Raw genomic sequence first — 20,334 nt, 5'->3', positions numbered from 1 at the left:
GGATATCAAGATCGAGTCGCGAACGCCGCCCGGGGTCTGCCCGGCCGGGGTCTCGGGGGGGTGGGTTCTATTCCTGCTCACCGAATTTGCTGTCGAACAAGGTTTCAATCTCGGCCAGGGCCCGCTCGGCATCGGCGCCCGATGCATCCAGCTTGACCGTGACCCCCAGGCCCGCAGCCAGCATCATCACGCCCATGATGCTCTTGGCATTGACGCGCTGCGCGCCGCGAGAAATGAAAATTTCGCTGCTGAACTTGCTGGCCAGCTGCGTGAGCTTGGCAGCCGCTCGCGCGTGCAGACCGAGTTTGTTGCTGATGACGATGTCTTTCGTAGGCATAGTACTGGTGACCACAGCAAGCCGCGGTGTTCTTATGATTCATCGCCGGCGCCCTCGGAAGCGGCGCGCGGCATTGGGCATACAACGTGCCCGTCAGTCTACACGCAAGCAGCCCTGAACGCCGCCCGCGAGCGCCTTCTCGCGCGTCTCGGCCAGCGTCAGGTTGCGATATGTCAGAGCCCGCAGCAGCATCGGGGTGTTCAGGCCCGCCAGCACACAGCACTGGATCCCCTGGGCCTGCGCCTCGGCCACCGCCCGCTTGGCGATGTTGGCCGGCGTGGCGCCGATCAGATCGGTGAGCACCAACACCCCCTGCCCCCGGTCTTCGTGCGCGATGTCCTGGAGCACTTGCGGCACCAGGTCATCGGGCATGTCCTGGGTCAGGATGTCATGCACGGCCAGCTCGTCGGTCGTATCACCCAGCACATGCCGGACGCTCTCGCGCATGGCATTGCCCAGGGGTGCGTGCACGACGATCACGATTCCAGTCATGGTGTCGATCAGCCGGCGGCGCGCTCTAGCGCGTGAGCGAACATGTCCGCCACATTGAAGCCGGTCTGCTCGGTGATCTCGACAAAGCAGGTCGGGCTGGTCACATTGATCTCGGTGATGTAGTCGCCGATTACGTCCAGACCGATCAGCAGCAGACCGCGGCCGGCGGTTTTGGCCGCCACGGCGCGCGCCAGTTCGAGGTCGCGCTCGGACAGCGGCTGGGCCACGCCCCGGCCGCCCGCGGCCAGATTGCCGCGCGTTTCGCCCGCCAGCGGGATGCGGGCCAGCGAGAACGGCACCGGCTCGCCACCGATGATCAGCACGCGCTTGTCACCCTTGACGATTTCGGGAATGTAGCGCTGGGCCATGATGGTGCGCGCGCCATTGTCGGTGAGCGTTTCCAGGATGGCGTTCAGGTTGGGATCGGCCGCCTGCAGGCGGAAGATGCCGGTGCCGCCCATGCCGTCGAGCGGCTTGACGATCACGTCGCCATGACGCTGATGGAAGGCCTTCAGGCGCGGGATGTCGCGCGTGACGAGCGTGGGCGCGGTGTACTCGGCCAACTCCGTGATCGCGAGCTTTTCGGGGTGATTGCGGATCGCCGCGCCACCGTTGAATACCTTGGCGCCTTGCGCCTGCGCGTACTCGAGCAGGTGCGTGGAGTACACGTACTCCATGTCGAACGGCGGGTCCTTGCGCATGACCACGGCGCCGAAAGACTTCAGCGCCACGTCGGCCGCCGGGGCGGTATCACGCCACCAGTCATGCTCGTGCAGATCCGCATCGGCGACCAGCTCGATCGGCGTGGCGCGCGCGAGCACGACGCCTTCGTCGATGAAGAGATCACCCTGGAGCGCCACGCTCAGCGTGTGGCCGCGTGCCACCAGCGCCTGCATCATGGCGACGGAACTGTCCTTGTACGCCTTGAGCAGCGGCAAGGGATCGATCACAAACAATACGTGCATCGTGACACCTGGTACGGTCCCGTCAGGCCGGAACGGCGACGGGCACTCGATTCATCGTAGCGCGGCGGCTCACACCGCGCCATCGTGCGGACTGCGCCGCGCACATACATTGGACAGCCGGTGGGGCCGCCCAACGCTAAACCGGTCGGCGGAGCGGGTTGGAAACAGACCCGCGGAGCGGCAGCAGCCGTTCCCGAGACCGGGAAAACAATGCGCCGTCCGCGGTGCAGACGGCGCAAACGCAAACCGGCCCGGACGCCACGAGGCGCCCGGGCCGGTCCGGGGTTCATTCAGACGCGTCGGCCTTGCTTGCCACCGCTTTCTTCTTCGGGGACAGCACCATGACCATTTGACGGCCTTCCAGCTTGGGCATCGCTTCGACCTGAGCCAGTTCGGTCAGATCGTCACGCACCCGCTCCAGCACTCGCATACCCAGTTCCTGGTGAGCCATTTCACGGCCGCGGAAGCGCAGCGTGACCTTGGCCTTGTCGCCTTCTTCGAGGAAGCGGCGCAGGTTGCGCAGTTTGACCTGGTAGTCGCCCTCGTCAGTCGCAGGACGGAATTTGACTTCCTTGACCTGGATGATCTTCTGCTTCGAGCGGGCCTCGGCCTGGCGTTTCTGTTCCTGGTACTTGAACTTACCGTAATCCATCAAACGGCAGACTGGCGGTTCGGCATTGGGCGCGATTTCGACCAAGTCCACGTCTGCTTGTTCGGAAAGACGGAACGCATCGGCAATCTTGAGAATACCGAGCTGTTCACCATCCAGACCTATCAGGCGCACCTCAGGGACGCGGATTTCACCGTTGATGCGATTGGGCTTTTCAGTGGCGATGTTGAAGACTCCTAGTAGTTAATTAGAGGCGCTGGTGTCGGGCTGAACCACGGCTCGCCGGGTCGCGACATCTTCGGTCAGGCGGCTGACGAAGTCGTCGAATGCGATGGCGCCGAGGTCGAGGCCACCCAGGCCGCGTACCGCAACGGTCCCGTTTTGCATCTCTTTGTCGCCTACGACAAGGATGTACGGAATCTTTTGCAGGCTATGCTCTCGGATTTTACGAGTGATTTTTTCCCCGCGCAAATCGGCCTGGGCCCTAAAGCCTTGTTTTTTCAGGCTTTGTGTTATTTGCGCCGCATAGTCGGCGGAATGCTCGGAAATGCAGCACACCGCGACCTGCACCGGGGACAGCCAGGGCGGCATCGCCCCGGCGTGGTTTTCGATCAGCATACCGATGAAACGCTCGAGCGAACCGAGGATCGCGCGGTGCAGCATCACGGGCGGGCGGCGCTGGTCGTTCTGGTCGACGAACTCGGCGCCCAGGCGAACCGGCATCGAAAAATCGACCTGGATCGTGCCGCACTGCCAATGACGGCCGATGGCGTCCTTGAGCGTGTACTCGATCTTGGGACCATAAAACGCGCCTTCGCCCGGCGACACCTCGAACTCGCAGCCGGTGCGGCGCAGGCTTTCCATCAGGGCCTCTTCGGCCTTGTCCCACACCTCATCGCTGCCGATGCGCTTCTCGGGACGCGTGGCGACCTTGTACAGCACTTCGTTGAAGCCGAAGTCGCGGTAGACCTTCTGGAGCAGCGCCGTGAAATCGGCGCACTCGTCCTGGAGCTGGTCTTCGGTACAGAAAATGTGGCCGTCGTCCTGCGTGAATCCGCGCACGCGCATCATGCCGTGCAGCGAACCCGAAGGTTCGTTGCGATGGCACTGGCCGAATTCGCCGTAGCGCAGCGGCAGCTCGCGGTACGAGTGCAGACCGGCATTGAAGATCTGCACGTGGCCCGGGCAGTTCATCGGCTTCAGGCCATACACGCGATTCTCGGACTCCGTCGTGAACATGTTTTCACGGTAGTTGTCCCAGTGGCCGGTCTTTTTCCAGAGCGACAGATCGAGGATCTGCGGCGCCTTCACTTCCTGGTAGCCGTTGTCGATATAGACCGAGCGCATGTACTGCTCGACCTGCTGCCAGAGCGTCCAGCCCTTCGGATGCCAGAAGATCAGGCCGGGGCCTTCTTCCTGGAAGTGGAACAGATCGAGGTCGCGTCCCAGCTTGCGGTGGTCGCGGCGCTCGGCCTCTTCGAGCATGTGCAGATAGGCGTCCTGGTCGTCTTTCGAGGCCCAGGCCGTGCCGTAAATCCGCTGCAGCATTTCGTTGTTGCTGTCGCCGCGCCAGTAGGCGCCGGCCACCTTCATCAGCTTGAAGACCTTCAGCTTGCCCGTGGACGGCACGTGCGGGCCGCGGCACAGGTCGATGAAGTCGCCTTCGCGATACAGGCTGAGCGTTTCGTTGGACGGGATCGAGGCAATGATCTCGGCCTTGTACGTTTCACCGATGCTCTTGAAGAAGGCCACGGCGTCGTCGCGCGTCCATTCCTCGCGCGAGACCTTTTCGTCCTTGCGCGAGAGCTCGGTCATCTTCTTTTCGATGGCTTCGAGATCTTCGGGCGTGAACGGGCGCTTGTACGAGAAGTCGTAGTAGAAGCCGTTGTCGATCACGGGACCGATGGTGACCTGCGCATCCGGGAAAAGCGACTTCACGGCGTAGGCCAGCAAGTGCGCCGTCGAATGGCGGATCAGCTCCAGGCCGTCCGGATCCTTGGCGGTCACGATGGCCAGATTGGCGTCGGTGGTGATCGAATAACTCGTATCGACCAACTTGGGCTCCGTGCCCTCGAACGCTACCCGCCCGCCCAGCGCTGCCTTGGCCAGGCCGGTACCGATGGACTGCGCGACCTCGGCGACCGTGACCGGTCCCGGGTATTGGCGCTGCGAGCCATCCGGCAATGTGATTTGTACCATCGAAGATTTTCCTGGATTAAAAACGACAAACGCGGCCTGTGAGCCGCGTTCTTTGCCTGCTTGCTTGAAGAGTCTGTTGTCTGCCGACACCAAAACCCAACGCTCGAATCACTGACGCGACTTGGGGCGAAGAATTCCGGTCGTAGTTCGTGTCGGAAGGACAAACATGGCGTGTGCCTGGATTCACCTGAATGGGCCCGCGCCTGTGCGCCGGACCGGACAAAACGGGACTGCTAGCAAACTGAGGCACGAGTCGGAAATGGCAGGCCGGCGAATGGCGCCAGCACGGACTTCACGACCGGAGTACCCGATACATCAAGAATTGTAGCACTTTTCGCACCAGTCCTCCGGGATTTCCCTGCCCGCGCGTAGCAGGCGCGGGACTCAGGAGCATTCGGCCCCTCTCTTCGTCCGATAGTTCTGTCAGACAAATCTGAAGCTCCCGCACAGGCGCGCCAAGGGCGTCGCCGCCCGGTAACGTCTGGCTCATGCACAGACAGGCCACCCCGCCCGGGAGGCCGATCCATTACCAGAGGGTGTTTCATGTCCCAAGCAAGAATGCAAGACGATCCCCCCAACCGCCCTGCCCCTCCTTACGTCGTACGCCGGCACACCATGGGCCCACGCCCCAAGTTGCGGATCGCCGTTCTCGACGACCACCCCGCCACCGCGCTGGGCGTTGCCGCGTATCTGCGTCTGCAGCACGACATGGACGTGCGCTGGGCCGAGACCCGTGCCGACCAGCTCAGTGACTTCCTGCGTCAGAACGCCTGCGACGCGGCAATCGTCGATTTCTTCCTGCCCGGGCAGCCCGCCGATGGCGGCAACCTGATCCGCCGATTGAAGCGGCAGGACCCGTCCATGGCGGTGATCACCTGCTCGGCGGGCCGCCAGGCCGAAGTCGAGTTCGCGGCGTTTCAGGCCGGCGCCAATGCCTTTTTGCCCAAGCACGCGCCGGTCGAGCTTCTGCCCGAACTGATCCGGCGGATCTCGGTCGATCCGGTCACGTTCTGGAGCTGCAAGAGCGGAATGATCCAGGCGGCCCGGCCCTCGCATCCGGAAGAGCGGCTCACGCGCGCCGAGCTCGAGATCCTGCGTCAGATTGCGCAGGGTCTGTCCGTCACGCAGGTCGGCGCGCGGCTGTCGCGCAGCAAAAAAACCATCAGCACGCACAAGCGGCGCGCGATGAAAAAGCTTGGCCTGGCCGACGACCTCGCGCTGGCGTTGTATCTGCGAGAAAAATTCCAGCGCGAAGTGATCTGAACCCTGCCGCGAGCCGATGCTGCCCGGCCTTCAAGGGGGCAGCACCGGTTCACGCTGGCGAAGGCGCCGGTGGCCCGGTCGCCTCGCCGTTGGGGTCACGCGATGCGCGAATACCGGCCCGCCACGGCGTCGTCACGCAGACGGCGGTCGAACGTCATGGCGATCGCGCGCACGAAATACCAGCCCTGCGGCGTCACGCGCACGCGCGACCCGTCGAGCGAGCACAACTCGAGCGCTTCGAGTTCGCGCAGGCGGGCGAGCTCGGTCGGATATTGCTCGGCCACGCGGTCCGTGTCGCTGCGGCGACAGGCACTTCCGCAGGTGCCGCCGCAATGCGAGACATGATCGGCCAGATCGACCTCGCCGCGGCACATGAGCGCCATGATGATGTCGCGCCGGACCAGGTCGTCGGGCGTGCACTGCAGCCCTCGTTCGGTGGCGAACCGGCCTGCCTCGATCCGTTCGTAGTAGGCATCCAGCGTCTTGACGGTTTGGGCGTAGACCGAGCCCACGCGGCCTATGGATGAAACCCCCAGCGCCACGAGGTCGCAGTCGGGCTGGGTGCTGTAGCCCTGGAAGTTGCGCTGCAACTGGCCCGAGGCACGCGCGCGCGCCAGGCTGTCTTCGGGCAGGGCGAAGTGGTCCATGCCGATATATACGTAGCCGAGCTCCAGAAAGCCGGCGATGGCGCTGCCCAGCAGGCCGACCCGGGTCGCGGGATCGGGCAGGTCGGATTCGAGAATGCGCCGCTGTGGCTTGAAGCGCTCGGGCAGATGCGCGTAGGCATACAGCGCGATCCGGTCGGGCCGCAACGCCCCCACCAGGGCGATGGTGCGCGCGAACGACGCGGCGCTCTGCAGCGGCAGGCCGTAGATCAGATCCATGTTGATCGACGCGAAACCCAGCTCGCGCGCGCTGCGCATCAGCGCCTCGACCTGCTCGAACGGCTGGACCCGGTGGATGGCGCGCTGCACGGCCTCGTCGAAATCCTGCACGCCCAGGCTCAGGCGATTGAAGCCCAGCCGGGCAAGATGGGCGAGACGTTCGGCGCTGACCGTGCGCGGGTCGACCTCGATGGAAATCTCGGCATCGGGCTGAAACGCGAAGCGCGCCCGAAGCACCTGCATCAGGCGATCTAGCTCGTCGTCCGACAGAAAGGTGGGCGTGCCGCCGCCGAAATGCAGTTGCGAGACCGGCTCGCCCTCGCCAAGCACCGCGGTATGCAGCGCGATCTCGCGTTCGAGCGCCGCCAGGTATCGGCTCGCTCGGTCGTGGTGACGCGTGACGATCTTGTTGCAGGCACAGTAGTAACAGACCGACTCGCAAAACGGGATGTGTATGTAGAGCGAGAGCGGCTGGCCCGGGGTACGCGCCCGCACCTGCAGCGCGGCCTGGTAGTCGTCGGGGCCGAACGCGGGGGTATAGCGATCCGCGGTGGGATACGACGTGTAGCGCGGCCCGTTCTTGGACATCCGCGCGAGCAATTCCGGAGAGAAGGCCGGCGCCGGGATGGCAGCCTGATCAAGGCCCGGGCGATCTTGCTGGGCAAGGTTCTGATCTCGCTGCGCCTGCGGCTCGGGCGGCATGGCCGAGCGGGTCACGGGAGCAATGGACAGGGGAACGAGTGGCGTGTGTGCGTGGGTCATGGCGGCAGATGCCGCCACGCGAAGGGTCGAGGTCGGCATGCAACGATTATCGGTGGCGACTGACCCGCCGGTTTTGATCTGGCGCAATGCCACGGCTCGCGGCCGCGGCGAAACCGTAAAATGGGGTTTTGAAACGGAAGCTTGCGATGAACGACGAACTCGACGGCCGCCTGCTGGCCTTGCGGCAAACCCTTGCGGTCGCCATCGCGCTGGCCACCCGCGGCCATGAGCAGGCCACCACCATGGCGCTGGAGCTGATCGAAGACCTGCGCACGCATGTCGACGACACCCCGCCCGACGGCCCCTTCGAAATCCCGGCCTGGGCCAGCGCTGCCCGCGAAGAGTTCGACCACATCGCCCACATGGTCCGCGCGTTCAGCCGGATGCCTCCCGCCTCCGACGACGGCGCATAACGACGGCGGCCGCCCACCTACGCGTGCGGCCGCCCCCACCCTGCCCGGAGCCCGGGCCGGACACGCCTCAGGCCATGCCCCCCTCATGCACGCCGCCCGGCACACGCCGGGTGCCTTCGGGCCACAGGGCGTTCTGCAGCGCCCAGCGCCCCGGGCCGAGCAGCGCCTGAGCGGCGAGCAGGACCGCCCACACCACCGGCAACTCCGAGCCGGCATTGGTGAAGAAGAAGCCTTTGCGCACCGCCCAGAAGTGCGCGGCGCCGATCATGAAAGGCAAGGCGTAGAGGCTGAAGAGCCGGGTGCCGATACCGGCCGTGATCAGAATCGCGCCCGCGAACTCCGCGGTCAGGCTATACCAGGCGACCGGCGGGCCATAGCCGTTGTTGTGCAGCAACTGGATCCATTGCGAGACGCCGCCGGGCAACAGGAAGAACTTCCAATAGAGATGCGCGATGAAGAGACCACCGATGGTCAGGCGCAGCAGCAGAATGCCCCAGGGGGCCAACGATAAGCGACGCATAAGAACCTCGCTGAATGGGGTGTGGGCCGGGGGCCGGGAAGCCCGCCGGCGCTTGGTGTGGCCGATCAGCGCACGTTGAAAACCGCCATGTCGGCTTGGAGGCTGTAGGGCGCGACGCGGGCCTTGTAGGCTTTCCAGCTCTCGATCACGCGGCGAGCCTCCGGATCGGCCTGAGCGGACGCGTCGAGCTCGGTCTGCGTGGCCTCGCGCAGCGCCTTCAGCACCGACGCCGGGAAGGCCTTCACGCGGATCCCGGCCGCCTCCAGCTGGCCCAGGGCCACCGCGTTGCGGTCATTGGCACGTGCCGCCGAGCGCAGTGCCGCCGCCTGCGCCGCCTGCCGCACGATTACCTGCAGGTCGGGCGGCAGCGCCAGAAACCTGGCGCGATCGATGAAGACGTGCATGGCGACGTCCGGCTCATGCCACGGCGCGATGTAGTGCGGCGCATATTGCTTGAGCGGCAGCGTCGCATCGATGGCCGGGCCCACGACGTCCGCCGCGTCGATCTGGCCAGCGGCGAAGGCCGGAATGATCTGGCCCAGCGGGAGGTTGACGGGCACGGCGCCCACACGGGCGAGAACGCGCCCCGGGAAGCCCGACACACGGACTCGCACCCCCTTGAGGTCTTGCGGCGAACGAATGGCCTTGGCAAACCAGCCGCCCATCTGGATGCCCGTGTGCCCCGCCGTCAAAGGCAGGATGCCGCGCGGTGCCAGAATGGATTCGAACAAGGCCTGGCCCCCGCCCTCGTGCAGCCACCCTTCCTGCTCGAGCGGCGTGAGCCCGAACGGGACGGCGGTGAAGAAGTCGATCGCGGGCACCTGCGCCGCGTAGTACTGCGCCGTGGTGTGCGCCAGATCGAATTCGCCCGCTTGCACGGCCTGAAGCAGGCCCGCGGGTTTGCCATGTTTGGCCGGATCAATCAGCTCGATACGCAACCGGTTGCCCGATGCCGCCGCGACGGTCCGGGCGAAGTCGGCCGCCGTCTCGTGCAGCAGCGGCAAGGCGACGGGCCAGGAGGTCGCCATGCGCCACAAGATCGGCGCGGGCGCCTGGGGCGCCTGCGCGCGGGCGACACCCATGCCCAGGAGGAGCGCCCCCGCCAACAGGCCGTGCAGCAGCCGCGACAGGTTTGGAAGATGCTGGATAGTCATGGAAATTCCTCAGCGGGCGCGCAGGCCCTTGTCGATGGCGAGCGCCTTCCAGCGCGCGATTTCACTGTCGAGATAGCGCTGGGCGGCTTCCGGCGTGCCACCCGCGGTTTCGACGCCCAGCCCGAGCAGCTTGGTCGCCACCTCCGGCGTGCGAATGGTTTCGTTGACGGCCTTCGCGAGGGTCGCGGTGATATCGGGCGGCAGCGCCGCCGGTCCCATCAGCATGTACCAGGCGCCGATCTCGTAGTCGGGCACGCCGGATTCGATGACGGTGGGCACATCGGGCAGGCCGGCGACGCGCTCGCGCGTCGTGACGGCAAGCGCCCTGAGCGTGCCGGCGCGAATGTGCTGCTGCACCGTGGGCACCGTGTCGAAGTTCACGTCGACCAGGCCAGCCATCAGGTCGGCCAGGGCCGCACCACTGCCCTTGTAGGGCACATGAACCATGCGGGTCCCGGTTGCCTGCTGGAACAGCTCGGCGGCAAAGTGCTGCTGCGTGCCCAGACCGGACGAGGCATAGTTGAGTTGGCCCGGCCGGCTTTTGGCGAGCGCGATGAATTCGGCGAGCGTGCGTGCCGGAGAGCGCGCGGGCACCACCACGACCTGAGGAACGCTGCCGATCAGGGTGATGGCGCGGAAATCCTTGTCGGGCGCGTAACTGACGTCGGGGTTGACGGCGGGCAACATGGCGTTGGAGCTCACGTGCCCCAACAGCAGCGTGTAGCCGTCGGGCTTGGCCTTGGCCACGGCGCCGGCAGCGATCGCGCCGCTAGCCCCCGCACGGTTCTCGACCACGACGGGCTGCTTGAGCAGCTCTGCCATACGGCCCACGATCTGCCGCGCGATGAGATCCGTGCCACCGCCCGGCGCGAAGCCCACCAGGATGGTGATCGCACGGGACGGATATGACGTCGTGGCGGCCACCGTTGTGGCGGCCACGGCTGTGGCGACGGGCGCGAGTGCGAAGGCCAGCGCGAGCGCACCGACGATCCTGCGTCGTTGAGTATTCATGGTTGTCTCCTCCCTGACGCTCGGGTCAGTGGAATTCCATCAGGCTGCCGAAGCCGGGCATTTGGTCCTTGATCCCCATCTTGCGCAGCGCCGACCAATAGATCACCGGCCCGGAGGCGAAGACGGGCTTGCGCAACCACTTCTCGGCGTCGTTGGCGACGCGGGCATAAGCCAGATTGGTGCCCAGCTGAAGAATCGCGTCGGGCCGCGCGGCCTCGCAACGCAGGGTGGCATCGGCCAGCTGCTCATAGGTCTGCGAAGCGACGTGAATGATGCTTTCGCACTTGAGGCCCTCGACATGCACGACCTCGAAGCCACGCGCCGTGAAATAGCTGATGGCGTTCTGTTCGATGACGGGGTAGTACGGCGTGAGCAGCGCTATCTTCTTCGCGCCGCACAGCTTGAGAGCCTGCTCGGCGGACTGCGCCCCCATGGTGACCGCCATCCCGGAGAGCTTCTCGAGGTGTTCGAGCAAGGCGAAGCTGCCCTTCTCGCCCCCCATGTAACTCTGCGACGACATGCCCAGCGTGAGATGATCGATCAGCGCCTCCTTGAGACGCCGGACGGAGTCGTCGAGATTGGCCGCGACGTTGCGCATGATGATCGACCAGTCTTCGTTCTGATTGATCTTCTGGTTCGGCACGTAGTAGCGATCGACCGCGTTGATCACGCCGCGCGGCCGCATGTCCATCATCTCGTTTTCGACGTTGACGTTGGGCCCGGGCGTCATGATGCCGATCACGCCGCGCGGCCCGAGCGCGTTGGTGTAGTGCCGGTGATCGTGCGTCGACCCTGGGATCTCCAGGATGCCTTGTTGGATTGCATTCATAATGGTCCTCAGTTGGTGAAAGCGCCCGAAATAACGGGCAAAAAGAGCGAAAAATGCATGCGTTCACTCTACGAATTCACCACCGAGGCAAACAATCGAAAGGCCAACAAAGTCGCCGCTTCAACGCGTAGAACAAGTTCGAAACTCGCGTCTTAAGCCGTTTATGCATTCAGTCTTGCGCTCACCGTCGGCATACTCGCCGCATGAACAAGGCATACGTCCACACTGCCCTGCTCGCACAGCTGCGTGAGGTGTTCGTGCAAGGGGAAATCGCGCCAGGCACCAAAGTGCCAGAGGCCGCACTTTGCGCGCGGTTTGGCGTATCGCGCACGCCGCTGCGTGAATCGCTGAAGGTGCTGGCGGCGGAAGGCCATGTCGAGCTTCTGCCCAATCGCGGTGCCAGGGTCGCGGTCGTGACGCCGGACGATGTCGAGGGGCTGTTCGCCGTGGCGGGCGCGCTGGAAGCACTCGCCGGCGAGCAGGCGGCAGCGCGCATCACCACGGCCGAGTACGAACAGATCGCAGCGCAGCACGCGGCGATGCGGCGCGCTTTCGATGTCCGGGACAGCGTCCGGTACTACGAGGCCAATCGAAGCATTCACGAAGCGCTGATCCACGCCACGCGCAATCCCGTGCTGGTGGCGCAATACGGCATGGTCAACGCCCGCATCCGGCGCATTCGCTTCTCATCCCCCATGACCGAAGACATCTGGCAACGGGCGATGGCGGAACACGAGGGGATGCTCAACGCGCTGGCCCGCCGCGACGCCGCCTCGCTTTCCGGCATTCTCAAGACGCATCTGAAGCACAAGTGCGAAGCCATTCTCGCGGCGCTGAGAGCGCAGGCCGACGTGCCGCCCCCGCGACGCCGCAACAGGCGCCGCAAGGACGCCGCGCTGCCCGACGCGCGCGGGGCGAGCTGATTTCCGTCAGGGGTGAGAGCGTTCCGGGGTGGCGCCGGCAAGCCGCGTCAGCGCGCGCCGGCTTTCAGCAAGGGATAGGGGTTCATGGCGCCGCCCTTGCCATAGATGCCGTAATGCAGATGGGGTGGCGTGCCGCGGGCATTGCCCGTGTTGCCGACGAAGCCCAGCACATCACCGGTCTGCACCAGCTGGCCGTGACTGATGTCGGCGTAGTCGTCGAGGTGGGCGTAGTAATGCCGCTGGCCGCCCGGCCCCAACACCCAGACCACCTGTCCGCCCAGATTGTTGGTGCCGATCCGGCTCACGATGCCTTCGGTGGCCGACAGCACCGGGGTGCCGCGGGGAGCGAATATGTCGATGCCCTCGTGCCGGCGGCCGCCGGAGCGCGCCGCGCCCCAGGTATCGGCGAGGCGGGCGGGCGTCACACCCTGCACCGGCATGGCCACGGCCGTGGGCGCGTCCTGCCATGACAGACGCAGCATGTGCCAGGGCGCCCGCGCCGCATCCGGCAGACGCGGCCAGGCCCAGACGGCGCCCGCGACAATGAGGCTCCAGACGCCGATTCGCAATACCGCACGTCGCAGGGATCCTGCCAGGGTGATGTTGTCCATCAAGGTTGGAGGGGCAGAACGCGCGAGGGTTCCGCGGACCGGATCGGACGGCGCACGACCTCAGAAATCGTCGTCTTCGTCGTACATGCCGCGGTAGAGGCGGTTGAGCACCGCCGTGAGCACGGCCACCATGATGACGAGCAGCACCACCAGCGACCAGGCCGCGCCCATGGCCCGCAAGCCGCCCACGAACAGGGCGAGCGTCACGCAGATACCGAAAATCGGGCGCAGTCTCATCGGGCAAGGATACGTGAAACGCCGGCGCGCGGGCCGCCGGCACCTGAAAGGCGGGTGCGGCCGGCTAGGTGCGGCCGGCGAGGTGCGACCGGCGAGGTGCGGCCGGCGAGGTGCGCGCTCACCGCTTCAGATCGGGGCGTAGTCGCCGAAGCCGTCGGGCCAGCCGGTGAGGACTTCGTAGCCCTCGGGCGTGACCAGCACCATGTGCTCCCATTGCGCGGACAGCGAGCGGTCTTTGGTCACGACGGTCCAACCGTCGGCCAGTTGGCGCGTCTGACGGCGGCCCGCGTTGATCATGGGCTCGATCGTGAACAGCATGCCGGCCTCGAGACGCAGCCCGGCGCCGGGGCGGCCGTAATGCAGCACCTGCGGGTCGCCGTGATAGATCTGGCCGATGCCATGGCCGCAGTACTCGCGCACCACGCTGTAGCCCGCGTTCTCGGCGACGTTCTGGATCGCGCTGCCGATATCGCCGAGCGTGGCGCCCGGCTTGACCGCGCGGATGCCGGCGCACATGGCGTCATAGGTGGTGCGCACCAGGCGGCGCGCAAGCGTGCTGGGCTCGCCCACGAAGTACATGCGGCTGCAGTCGCCGTACCAGCCGTCTTTGATGACCGCGACGTCGAGATTGATGATGTCGCCGCGCATGAGCACCTTGTCGGAAGGTATCCCGTGGCAGATCACGTGATTCACCGAGGCGCAGACCGTCTTGGGAAAGCCGTGATAGCCGACATTGGCGGGGGTCGCCTTCTGGTGCTGCACGATGTAATCGTGGCAAATGCGATCCAGCTCGTCGGTGGTGACGCCCGGGCGCACGTGCTCGGCGATCATGGCGAGCACGTCGGCGGCCAGCTTGGCGGCGACGCGCGCCTGATCGGCCTCAGCCGCGGTGAGGAGGGGAATATGCTTGGGCGCCATCACGACACCTTGGCGAGCATGGGTTGTGTCGTGTCGATGCCGATGGCATCTTGCGGCAGCCGGCCCTTGAGCAGCAGCTTGCAGATCTCGCCGTAGCTCAGATGCGGATTGAGCTCGGCGAGCATGCCGACGCGCAACCAGTGCTCGGCCTGACCATTGACGGACCGCGACAGCGCGTCGCTCGCGTCGCGCAAGGCGCTGTGCATTTCTTCGGAAACTTTGACGATGCCCATGATGCAATATACGTTTTATAACGAAACGTATATTAGCACGCATCCCCGCCGGCGCGACTGCAAGCGGGCCGTCAAGTCGATGGCGTAGAATCCGCCCTGCCCCATTCAAGCCACCAGCCGCGACCCATGTAAGCGTTCGATCCGACCTCCCTGCCCGCTCCCGGGCACCCCTTCTTCCGAGGTCGGCCGACGCCACGGCGCGCAGTGCATTGCTGCGCGTCTTTCCAGGGTGCATTCCCCTCCCCTGTCACGCCGCCGCCCCCAGGCCGGCGAGCGCGAGCGTCTTTCCGGCTTCGTACGTATCCCTGCGGCGGTCCGCCGCGATGACTTCATTCACGTCACATGATTCATTCTTCCTTGCGCCAACAGTGGTTTCCCAACGTGCGCGCCGATCTGCTTGCCGGACTCGTCGTGGCGCTCGCGCTCATTCCTGAAGCGCTGGCGTTCTCGCTCATTGCCGGCGTGGACCCGCAGGTCGGCCTTTATGCCGCCTTCAGCATCGCCGTCGTGACGGCCATCGCCGGCGGCCGCCCCGGCATGATTTCCGCCGCGACCGGCGCGGTCGCCCTGCTTATCACCACGCTGGTGAAGGATCACGGCGTGCAGTATGTGTTCGCCGCCGCCATCCTGGCCGGCGTGCTGCAGGTCGCAGCGGGCCTGCTGCGCCTGGGCAATCTGATGCGCTTCGTGTCGCGCTCGGTGATCACGGGCTTCGTCAACGCGCTCGCCATCCTGATCTTTCTGGCGCAGATGCCCGAACTCATCGGCGCGCCCCCGGCGGTGTACGTCATGGTGGCCGCCGGCCTGGCCATCATCTATCTGCTGCCGCGTATCACGCGCGCCGTGCCTTCGCCGCTGGTGTGCATCGTGGTGTTGACCGCGATCTCGATGGCCATGGGCTTGAGCGTGCGCACGGTCGGCGACATGGGCGCCTTCCCGGAGTCATTGCCCACACTCGCCTTGCCGGGCGTCCCGCTGACGTGGGAAACGTTGCAGATCATCCTGCCCTACGCGATCGCGATCGCCGTCGTGGGCCTGCTGGAATCGCTGATGACCGCATCCATCATCGATGACTACACCGATACCGCGAGCGACAAGAATCGCGAGTGCCGCGGCCAGGGGCTGGCCAACATGGTGGCGGGCCTGGTTGGTGGCATGCCCGGCTGCGCGATGATCGGGCAATCCGTCATCAACGTGAAGTCGGGTGGCCGCGGACGTCTGTCGAGCCTCGTCGCCGGCCTGTTCCTTATCGTGTTCGTGGTGTTCCTCGGCCCCTGGGTCAAGCAGATTCCGATGGCGGCGCTGGTGGCCGTGATGATCATGGTGTCGATCAGCACCTTCAACTGGCGCTCGATGGCACAGCTGGTCACGCATCCGCGCAGCTCTTCGTTCGTGATGCTCACCACAGTCGTGGTGGTCGTGGTCACGCACAACCTGGCGTGGGGCGTCCTGGCGGGTGTGGTGCTGAGCGCGGTGTTCTTCGCCAGCAAGGTGCAGCGCGTGTTGAACGTGGACAGCGTCCGGGACGAAGCCCAGAGCACGCGCCGCTACCAGGTTCGCGGCCAGGTATTCTTCGCGTCGTCGGAAGCCCTGCTGGCGGAATTCGATTTCAAGGAGTCGGTGCAGCGCGTCGAGCTCGACCTGACGCAAGCCCACTTCTGGGACATCACGGCCATCGAAGCGCTCGACCGCATCGTGGAAAAATTCCGGCGTAACGGGATCGAGCCCGTGGTGCTGGGGCTGAACGAGGCCAGCGCCACGCTGGTGCAAAAGTACGGCCGGCACGACAAGCAGGTCGCCGCCGATCCTCTTTCGCACTAGCGCACTAGCGCACTAGCGCGGCCGTATCCCAGCGGTCGCAGAACGCCATGACATCGCCCTGCTGGAACTCGGCCAGACGCGCCTGCAACAGCGCGTCGGGCCAGTCCCACCAGGCGATGGCCTGCAGGCGCAGGGCCGTCGCGCGATCGAAGCGCTCGCGGATCATCCGGGCCGGGATGCCGCCCACTACGGTGTATGGCGCGACGTCGCGGCTCACCACCGCGCCCGCCGCCAGGACCGCGCCATCCCCCACCGTCACGCCCGGCAGCACGATCGCCCCATGGCCGATCCAGACGTCGTTGCCGATCACGACGAGATCCGAACGCCGCTGCTCGAAGAACTCGCCGTCGCGCTGCGCGTCGTCGAAGTAGTACTCGGGGCAATAGGTGAACCGATGCTGCGACGGCCGCTCCATCGGATGATTTGGCGCGCCGATACGAACCTGCGCGGCGATGGCGCAGAATTTTCCGATACGGGCGTCGGCCACCATGCAGCGCTCGCCGATATACGAGTAGTCACCCAGCGCGGTGTACTCGACCGCGGTGTCGTGCAGAATCTCGCAGCGCCGCCCGACCTGGCATTCGCGCAGGCGGGCCAGCGGACTGATGCGGGTTTCATCGATCTTGGGAAGGCATTGAGCAGACTCGGACATCGTGCGCACCACAGGGTCGGGAAGACGCCGGCCTTGCCGGCGCGGCGCTCGGAATGAGGCACCGCGCCGAAGCTTAGACACGCCGCATGACCGCCTGATTGCAGATGTATATGTCTAGATGATAGATGCGATCCGGCGGGCCGCTCGGGTGGTATTGCGTCGCGGATTGGTGCGTCGGGCCTCGCACTTGCTATAACGGGGCATGCACCTTTGATGGGATCAGAACCAATGTCGATTCAAGCGCTTGGCCGTTGGGCCTCCGCAATATGTCTAGTCGTGGTGGTATCCGGCTGCTCCGGCACGTCGAACCGCCTGCTCAGCGAATGCACCTGGAATCGCAGCAGTTGCATGCATGAGGGCAGTTATGAGCCCGGCGAAGAAGCCTATGCCGAGGAAGAGGCGCGGCGGCTCAACAAGCAGCAGACGCGGCGGATCGGCCGCTAGGCTTGGGCTTGGGCTCGGATCGGGCTCGGGCCCGGATTTGAGCTCTGCGCGGGCTGGCCCAGGCGGCGCCGTTGGAGTCGCAGTAGCGGCGCAGTTGGAATCGCAGCAGCGGCGCTGGTGGACTCGCATAGCGGTGCCCGCAGCCACCCGCCCCGAACAGACGCCGCGAGGCGGCGCGTGGTCGCTGCATCGGCGGGCTCGAATCCATCCGGCCCGCCGCACCACTTACTTCTTTGCCGGTGCCGCGCGCATGCGCATGATCAGATAGGGCGGCTTGCCGGCGTCCGGCTGGCCGGTAAAGGGCTGCGTGCGATAGAGCTGATTCACCGAGATATAAATCCAGTTATCGGCCCCGAAGTGGACACTGTCCGGCCAGTCCAAGCGCGCGTCGCGCACGTAAGGTTCGAGCTGACCCTGCGGCGTCAGGCGATCGATACCCTTGTCATTGACGTTGGTGAAGTAGTGATTGCCGGCCGCGTCGGTGGCCGCGCCATCCGACACGGGCTTGGCGCCCACCCGGGCGATGGCCTGGCCGATCGCGGCGTCGTTCGCGCCCTCGCGGAAGAGCTTGGCGGGCACCGAATACCACGCCAGACCATTCATGGCACCGAAGTAGAGCGTCTCGCCATCGGCTGACAAGGTCAGCGGATTGACGGCGACACTGGCGGGCTTGCCGCCAAAGTTGATGTCCTGGTCATTGATGCGCATCACCGCCTTCGGATCGGCCTGGAGCGACGCATGCCCGCCGAACCGGCGACTCTTGCCGGTGGCGATCTCCACCGCGACGAGGCCGGGATTGGCGATGTCGGCCAGATAGACCCAGCCGTTCTTGTCGTCCACGACCAGATCCTGCAGAAAGCTGCCCTTGGGCGCGATGGCCTCGTCGAGCACGATACGGTGCAGTTGCTTGCCCGTCTTGGCGTCGAACGCCCAGATGCGCGTCTTGCCCACGTTGAAACCCATATCCGTGATCCAGACGGCGCCGCGACGATCGGCGTAAATGCCCAGCGGCGAGTCGATCTTGTCGTCGCCGAAGGTCTTGCCATCATTCTGCAGGGCCGCGCTCGGCCAAGGCTTGTAGCCCGTGCGAGACGTGATCTCGATGAGCTGCACGCCACGGGGGCCGTCGAAGGGGTGCACAGTGGCGAACACGCGATTACCATCGGCGGCGGCTGCATTGCCGGGCCGGATGGGAAGCTCGGCCAGCACCTCGAGCGCCGGGCCCGACGCAGCGTGGGCAGACCCCACGATAAGCGCCGCGGTCGCGGTCAGCACAACGCGCTGCAGCCGAGCCGAATAGGAAGAGATGAGGTTCATGAAGCCGGTCCTTTTGAAGTGGCATGAAGTGACGCCATCTTGCAGCGGACCCGCGCAAAAATTGAGCACCCAGGCCGGGAAACAGATTCAAAGCCCGGACGAAAATCGAGGCGAAACAGCCGACAGTGGGCAGCGCGGCCCCCCTGTTTCAGCGCCCGTACCGCGCCCAGAGCCAGTCCGCGAACCACCAGGCGGCCAACAACCACAGCAACAGAATCGCGATCGCGGCGACCAGGCTGCGTGGTCGTCGTGTGCGCGCCGCCGCCCGCTCGCGCAGATCGGCCAGCAAGGCGGGGGGTATCAGACGTATCGTGAACCAGATGCCGAGCGGCACCAGCAACAGATCGTCGATGAGCCCCAGCACCGGAATGAAGTCGGGGATCAAATCAATGGGCGATAACGCATACCCGGCCACGATCAGGGCCATCACTTTGGCGAACCACGGCGTGCGAGGATCCCGGGAGGCGAGCCAGAGCGCCACGACGTCTCGTTTGAGCTCGCGCGCCCATTGGCGAATTCGTTTCCACATGCCGACGCGTCCTGAGATGGATGGGCCGGCCCGGCGCCGTGCCCTGCCGAGCCCCATTCGGATCATGCATCAAAGGCCGGTTGTCTCCAAGACACCGGCGCCATGCGAGAGGCGGTGTTTGCTTTCCGCTCGATCGGACGTAGCATCGGGAACATGCTCACGCCGGAGACGCCGTATGTGCAGCCATTACCAAGCCGTCAAGCATGCGGAGCAACTGCGCAAGTATTTCGACGCACATCGCCCGCCGGTCGAATGGCCAAGGGACATGTGGCCTCGCTATTCAGGAGTTTTTATCCGGCGCCCGGACGAGTGGTCTTCAGGCGACGAGGCCGTGCCGGCGCGTGAGGCGGTCATGGGACGCTGGGGCCTGATCCCGGCGGCTGTCAGAGCCGACAAACTGGACAACGCGGCAAAGCTGTCGACCTTCAATGCCCGCGGCGAGACGGCCGCGACCTCGTTCACCTTCGGCAATGCGTGGCGGCGTGGTCAACATTGCATCGTGCCGGCGGACGCGATCTACGAGCCGGACTGGCGCAGCGGCAACGCGGTGCCCACCGGCATGACGCGCGCCGACGGCCATCCGCTGGGCATCGCCGGGCTCTGGGACCGCTACCGTAATGCCGCCGGCGAGTGGGTGGAGAGCTACACGATGCTCACGATCGACGCGAGCGATCACCCGCTGTTTCGCGAATATCACAGGCCTGGCAAGGAAAAACGCATGGTGGTGATCCTGCCCGAAGGCGCTTACGGCGACTGGCTCGCGGCCGGGCCGCAGAACGCGCGCGACTTCCTGGTCGGCTACCCCGCGGACCGCCTGGTCGCGACTCCGGCCCTAAAAAATGAACGCGAATAGATGGATGGACCAAGATATACTGTACATAAATACAGTATTTCACCATGCCATTTCGCCACCCACTTTCCCTCGACGAACTGCGCGCCATCCGTGAGCGGCAGGTCTGGAACTCAGACGTCATGACCTTGCTCTGGGAGGTCAAGCGCCTGCGTTCGCTGGTGCTTTCCACGTATCAACTCTGGCCGGAGTTCCGTCGCCCGAGCGGCGTGCTCGCACCCAACTACGACGCGCTCGCCCAGAAGCTGCTGGCAGAGCCGTGCATCATCGAACGCGATCGTCTCGCCGCCGAACTCCTGGACGTGCCCTTCAAGCCCAGGAAAGGAATGGCGCCGCGTTAAGGTGCCGACGTCGTTGCGC

23 protein-coding genes are annotated in these 20,334 nt (G+C 65.4%); 6 read left to right on the top strand and 17 right to left on the bottom strand.

Going from position 1 to position 20,334, the window contains the following annotated elements; genetic code table 11:
* Positions 1 to 67 precede the first annotated feature (67 nt).
* The 5 genes from CEK29_RS07740 to thrS all read right to left on the bottom strand — a co-directional run bounded on the left by CEK29_RS07740 (position 68) and on the right by thrS (position 4,603).
* On the bottom strand, positions 68 to 337 hold the full coding sequence (locus CEK29_RS07740; protein ID WP_094799006.1) for an HPr family phosphocarrier protein: 270 nt from the start codon (positions 335 to 337) through the stop codon (positions 68 to 70).
* 93 nt (positions 338 to 430) lie between these two features.
* Positions 431 to 829 (bottom strand): PTS sugar transporter subunit IIA, encoded by a 399-nt coding sequence (locus CEK29_RS07735; RefSeq protein ID WP_094799005.1) that lies wholly within the window; start codon positions 827 to 829, stop codon positions 431 to 433.
* Positions 830 to 837: 8 nt separating this feature from the next.
* Entirely contained in the window at positions 838 to 1,794 is a 957-nt protein-coding gene (gene gshB / locus CEK29_RS07730) for a glutathione synthase (RefSeq protein WP_094799004.1), read from the bottom strand.
* Between the two features lie 286 nt (positions 1,795 to 2,080).
* Positions 2,081 to 2,629 carry a translation initiation factor IF-3 gene (gene infC, locus CEK29_RS07725; RefSeq protein WP_094799003.1) on the bottom strand — a complete coding sequence of 183 codons (549 nt, stop codon included), beginning with the start codon at positions 2,627 to 2,629 and terminating at the stop codon, positions 2,081 to 2,083.
* A gap of 18 nt (positions 2,630 to 2,647) precedes the next feature.
* The gene (gene thrS, locus CEK29_RS07720) at positions 2,648 to 4,603 is read right to left on the bottom strand and encodes a threonine--tRNA ligase (protein ID WP_094799002.1); all 1,956 of its coding nucleotides are present in this window, start codon (positions 4,601 to 4,603) and stop codon (positions 2,648 to 2,650) included.
* 615 nt (positions 4,604 to 5,218) lie between these two features.
* On the opposite strand from thrS, the gene CEK29_RS07715 reads away from it, so the two are divergent.
* Entirely contained in the window at positions 5,219 to 5,866 is a 648-nt protein-coding gene (locus CEK29_RS07715; RefSeq protein ID WP_255176095.1) for a response regulator transcription factor, read from the top strand.
* A gap of 95 nt (positions 5,867 to 5,961) precedes the next feature.
* On the opposite strand, the gene hemN is transcribed toward CEK29_RS07715, so the two are convergent.
* Positions 5,962 to 7,338: an oxygen-independent coproporphyrinogen III oxidase gene (gene hemN / locus CEK29_RS07710; RefSeq protein ID WP_440588311.1), complete on the bottom strand. Its 1,377-nt coding sequence runs from the start codon at positions 7,336 to 7,338 to the stop codon at positions 5,962 to 5,964.
* Between the two features lie 320 nt (positions 7,339 to 7,658).
* Between hemN and CEK29_RS07705 the strand changes: the two genes are divergently transcribed.
* Entirely contained in the window at positions 7,659 to 7,925 is a 267-nt protein-coding gene (locus CEK29_RS07705; protein ID WP_094798999.1) for a hypothetical protein, read from the top strand.
* A 67-nt stretch (positions 7,926 to 7,992) separates the two neighbouring features.
* Here the strand turns inward: CEK29_RS07705 and CEK29_RS07700 are convergent, their stop codons facing one another.
* The 4 genes from CEK29_RS07700 to CEK29_RS07685 form a co-directional block, all read right to left on the bottom strand.
* A complete protein-coding gene (locus CEK29_RS07700; protein ID WP_094798998.1) occupies positions 7,993 to 8,445 on the bottom strand; it encodes a DoxX family protein in 453 nt (150 codons plus the stop codon).
* 65 nt (positions 8,446 to 8,510) lie between these two features.
* Positions 8,511 to 9,599, bottom strand: a complete 1,089-nt coding sequence (locus tag CEK29_RS07695; protein ID WP_094857750.1) for a TRAP transporter substrate-binding protein — start codon at positions 9,597 to 9,599, stop codon at positions 8,511 to 8,513.
* Between the two features lie 9 nt (positions 9,600 to 9,608).
* Positions 9,609 to 10,610 (bottom strand): Bug family tripartite tricarboxylate transporter substrate binding protein, encoded by a 1,002-nt coding sequence (locus CEK29_RS07690; RefSeq protein WP_094857749.1) that lies wholly within the window; start codon positions 10,608 to 10,610, stop codon positions 9,609 to 9,611.
* Between the two features lie 25 nt (positions 10,611 to 10,635).
* Positions 10,636 to 11,439, bottom strand: coding sequence for a maleate cis-trans isomerase family protein (locus CEK29_RS07685; protein WP_094857748.1), 804 nt, complete (start codon positions 11,437 to 11,439; stop codon positions 10,636 to 10,638).
* A gap of 203 nt (positions 11,440 to 11,642) precedes the next feature.
* Between CEK29_RS07685 and CEK29_RS07680 the strand changes: the two genes are divergently transcribed.
* Positions 11,643 to 12,362 (top strand): GntR family transcriptional regulator, encoded by a 720-nt coding sequence (locus CEK29_RS07680; protein WP_094857747.1) that lies wholly within the window; start codon positions 11,643 to 11,645, stop codon positions 12,360 to 12,362.
* 47 nt (positions 12,363 to 12,409) lie between these two features.
* Here CEK29_RS07680 and CEK29_RS07675 read toward each other — a convergent pair whose 3' ends face one another.
* The 4 genes from CEK29_RS07675 to CEK29_RS07665 form a co-directional block, all read right to left on the bottom strand.
* Positions 12,410 to 12,973 carry a M23 family metallopeptidase gene (locus CEK29_RS07675; RefSeq protein ID WP_094857746.1) on the bottom strand — a complete coding sequence of 188 codons (564 nt, stop codon included), beginning with the start codon at positions 12,971 to 12,973 and terminating at the stop codon, positions 12,410 to 12,412.
* 60 nt (positions 12,974 to 13,033) lie between these two features.
* Positions 13,034 to 13,180: a hypothetical protein gene (locus tag CEK29_RS23840; RefSeq protein WP_217903865.1), complete on the bottom strand. Its 147-nt coding sequence runs from the start codon at positions 13,178 to 13,180 to the stop codon at positions 13,034 to 13,036.
* A gap of 156 nt (positions 13,181 to 13,336) precedes the next feature.
* The gene (map, locus tag CEK29_RS07670) at positions 13,337 to 14,128 is read right to left on the bottom strand and encodes a type I methionyl aminopeptidase (protein ID WP_094857745.1); all 792 of its coding nucleotides are present in this window, start codon (positions 14,126 to 14,128) and stop codon (positions 13,337 to 13,339) included.
* Positions 14,128 to 14,361: a ParD-like family protein gene (locus CEK29_RS07665; RefSeq protein WP_094798991.1), complete on the bottom strand. Its 234-nt coding sequence runs from the start codon at positions 14,359 to 14,361 to the stop codon at positions 14,128 to 14,130. The genes map and CEK29_RS07665 overlap by 1 nt, the downstream gene beginning before the upstream one ends.
* 342 nt (positions 14,362 to 14,703) lie before the next feature.
* On the opposite strand from CEK29_RS07665, the gene CEK29_RS07660 reads away from it, so the two are divergent.
* Positions 14,704 to 16,182 carry a SulP family inorganic anion transporter gene (locus CEK29_RS07660; RefSeq protein WP_094857744.1) on the top strand — a complete coding sequence of 493 codons (1,479 nt, stop codon included), beginning with the start codon at positions 14,704 to 14,706 and terminating at the stop codon, positions 16,180 to 16,182.
* Positions 16,183 to 16,186: 4 nt separating this feature from the next.
* Here the strand turns inward: CEK29_RS07660 and CEK29_RS07655 are convergent, their stop codons facing one another.
* The 3 genes from CEK29_RS07655 to CEK29_RS07640 all read right to left on the bottom strand — a co-directional run bounded on the left by CEK29_RS07655 (position 16,187) and on the right by CEK29_RS07640 (position 19,124).
* Complete coding sequence (locus tag CEK29_RS07655; protein WP_094799443.1) at positions 16,187 to 16,834, bottom strand: DapH/DapD/GlmU-related protein; 648 nt, start codon at positions 16,832 to 16,834, stop codon at positions 16,187 to 16,189.
* Between the two features lie 669 nt (positions 16,835 to 17,503).
* Complete coding sequence (locus tag CEK29_RS07645) at positions 17,504 to 18,595, bottom strand: L-dopachrome tautomerase-related protein (RefSeq protein ID WP_094857743.1); 1,092 nt, start codon at positions 18,593 to 18,595, stop codon at positions 17,504 to 17,506.
* A 148-nt stretch (positions 18,596 to 18,743) separates the two neighbouring features.
* Positions 18,744 to 19,124 carry a YkvA family protein gene (locus tag CEK29_RS07640; protein ID WP_094857742.1) on the bottom strand — a complete coding sequence of 127 codons (381 nt, stop codon included), beginning with the start codon at positions 19,122 to 19,124 and terminating at the stop codon, positions 18,744 to 18,746.
* A 175-nt stretch (positions 19,125 to 19,299) separates the two neighbouring features.
* Here CEK29_RS07640 and CEK29_RS07635 point away from each other — a divergent pair, with 175 nt between their 5' ends.
* Together CEK29_RS07635 and CEK29_RS07630 are read left to right on the top strand one after the other, a co-directional pair.
* A complete protein-coding gene (locus CEK29_RS07635) occupies positions 19,300 to 19,977 on the top strand; it encodes an SOS response-associated peptidase (protein ID WP_094857741.1) in 678 nt (225 codons plus the stop codon).
* Between the two features lie 44 nt (positions 19,978 to 20,021).
* Positions 20,022 to 20,315: a hypothetical protein gene (locus CEK29_RS07630; RefSeq protein ID WP_094798985.1), complete on the top strand. Its 294-nt coding sequence runs from the start codon at positions 20,022 to 20,024 to the stop codon at positions 20,313 to 20,315.
* Positions 20,316 to 20,334 lie beyond the last annotated feature (19 nt).

The organism is Bordetella genomosp. 5, assembly GCF_002261475.1.
GTDB lineage: Bacteria > Pseudomonadota > Gammaproteobacteria > Burkholderiales > Burkholderiaceae_B > Bordetella.
Note: the sequence above shows the minus strand (reverse complement) of the source record. Positions and strands in the feature narration are given on the sequence as shown.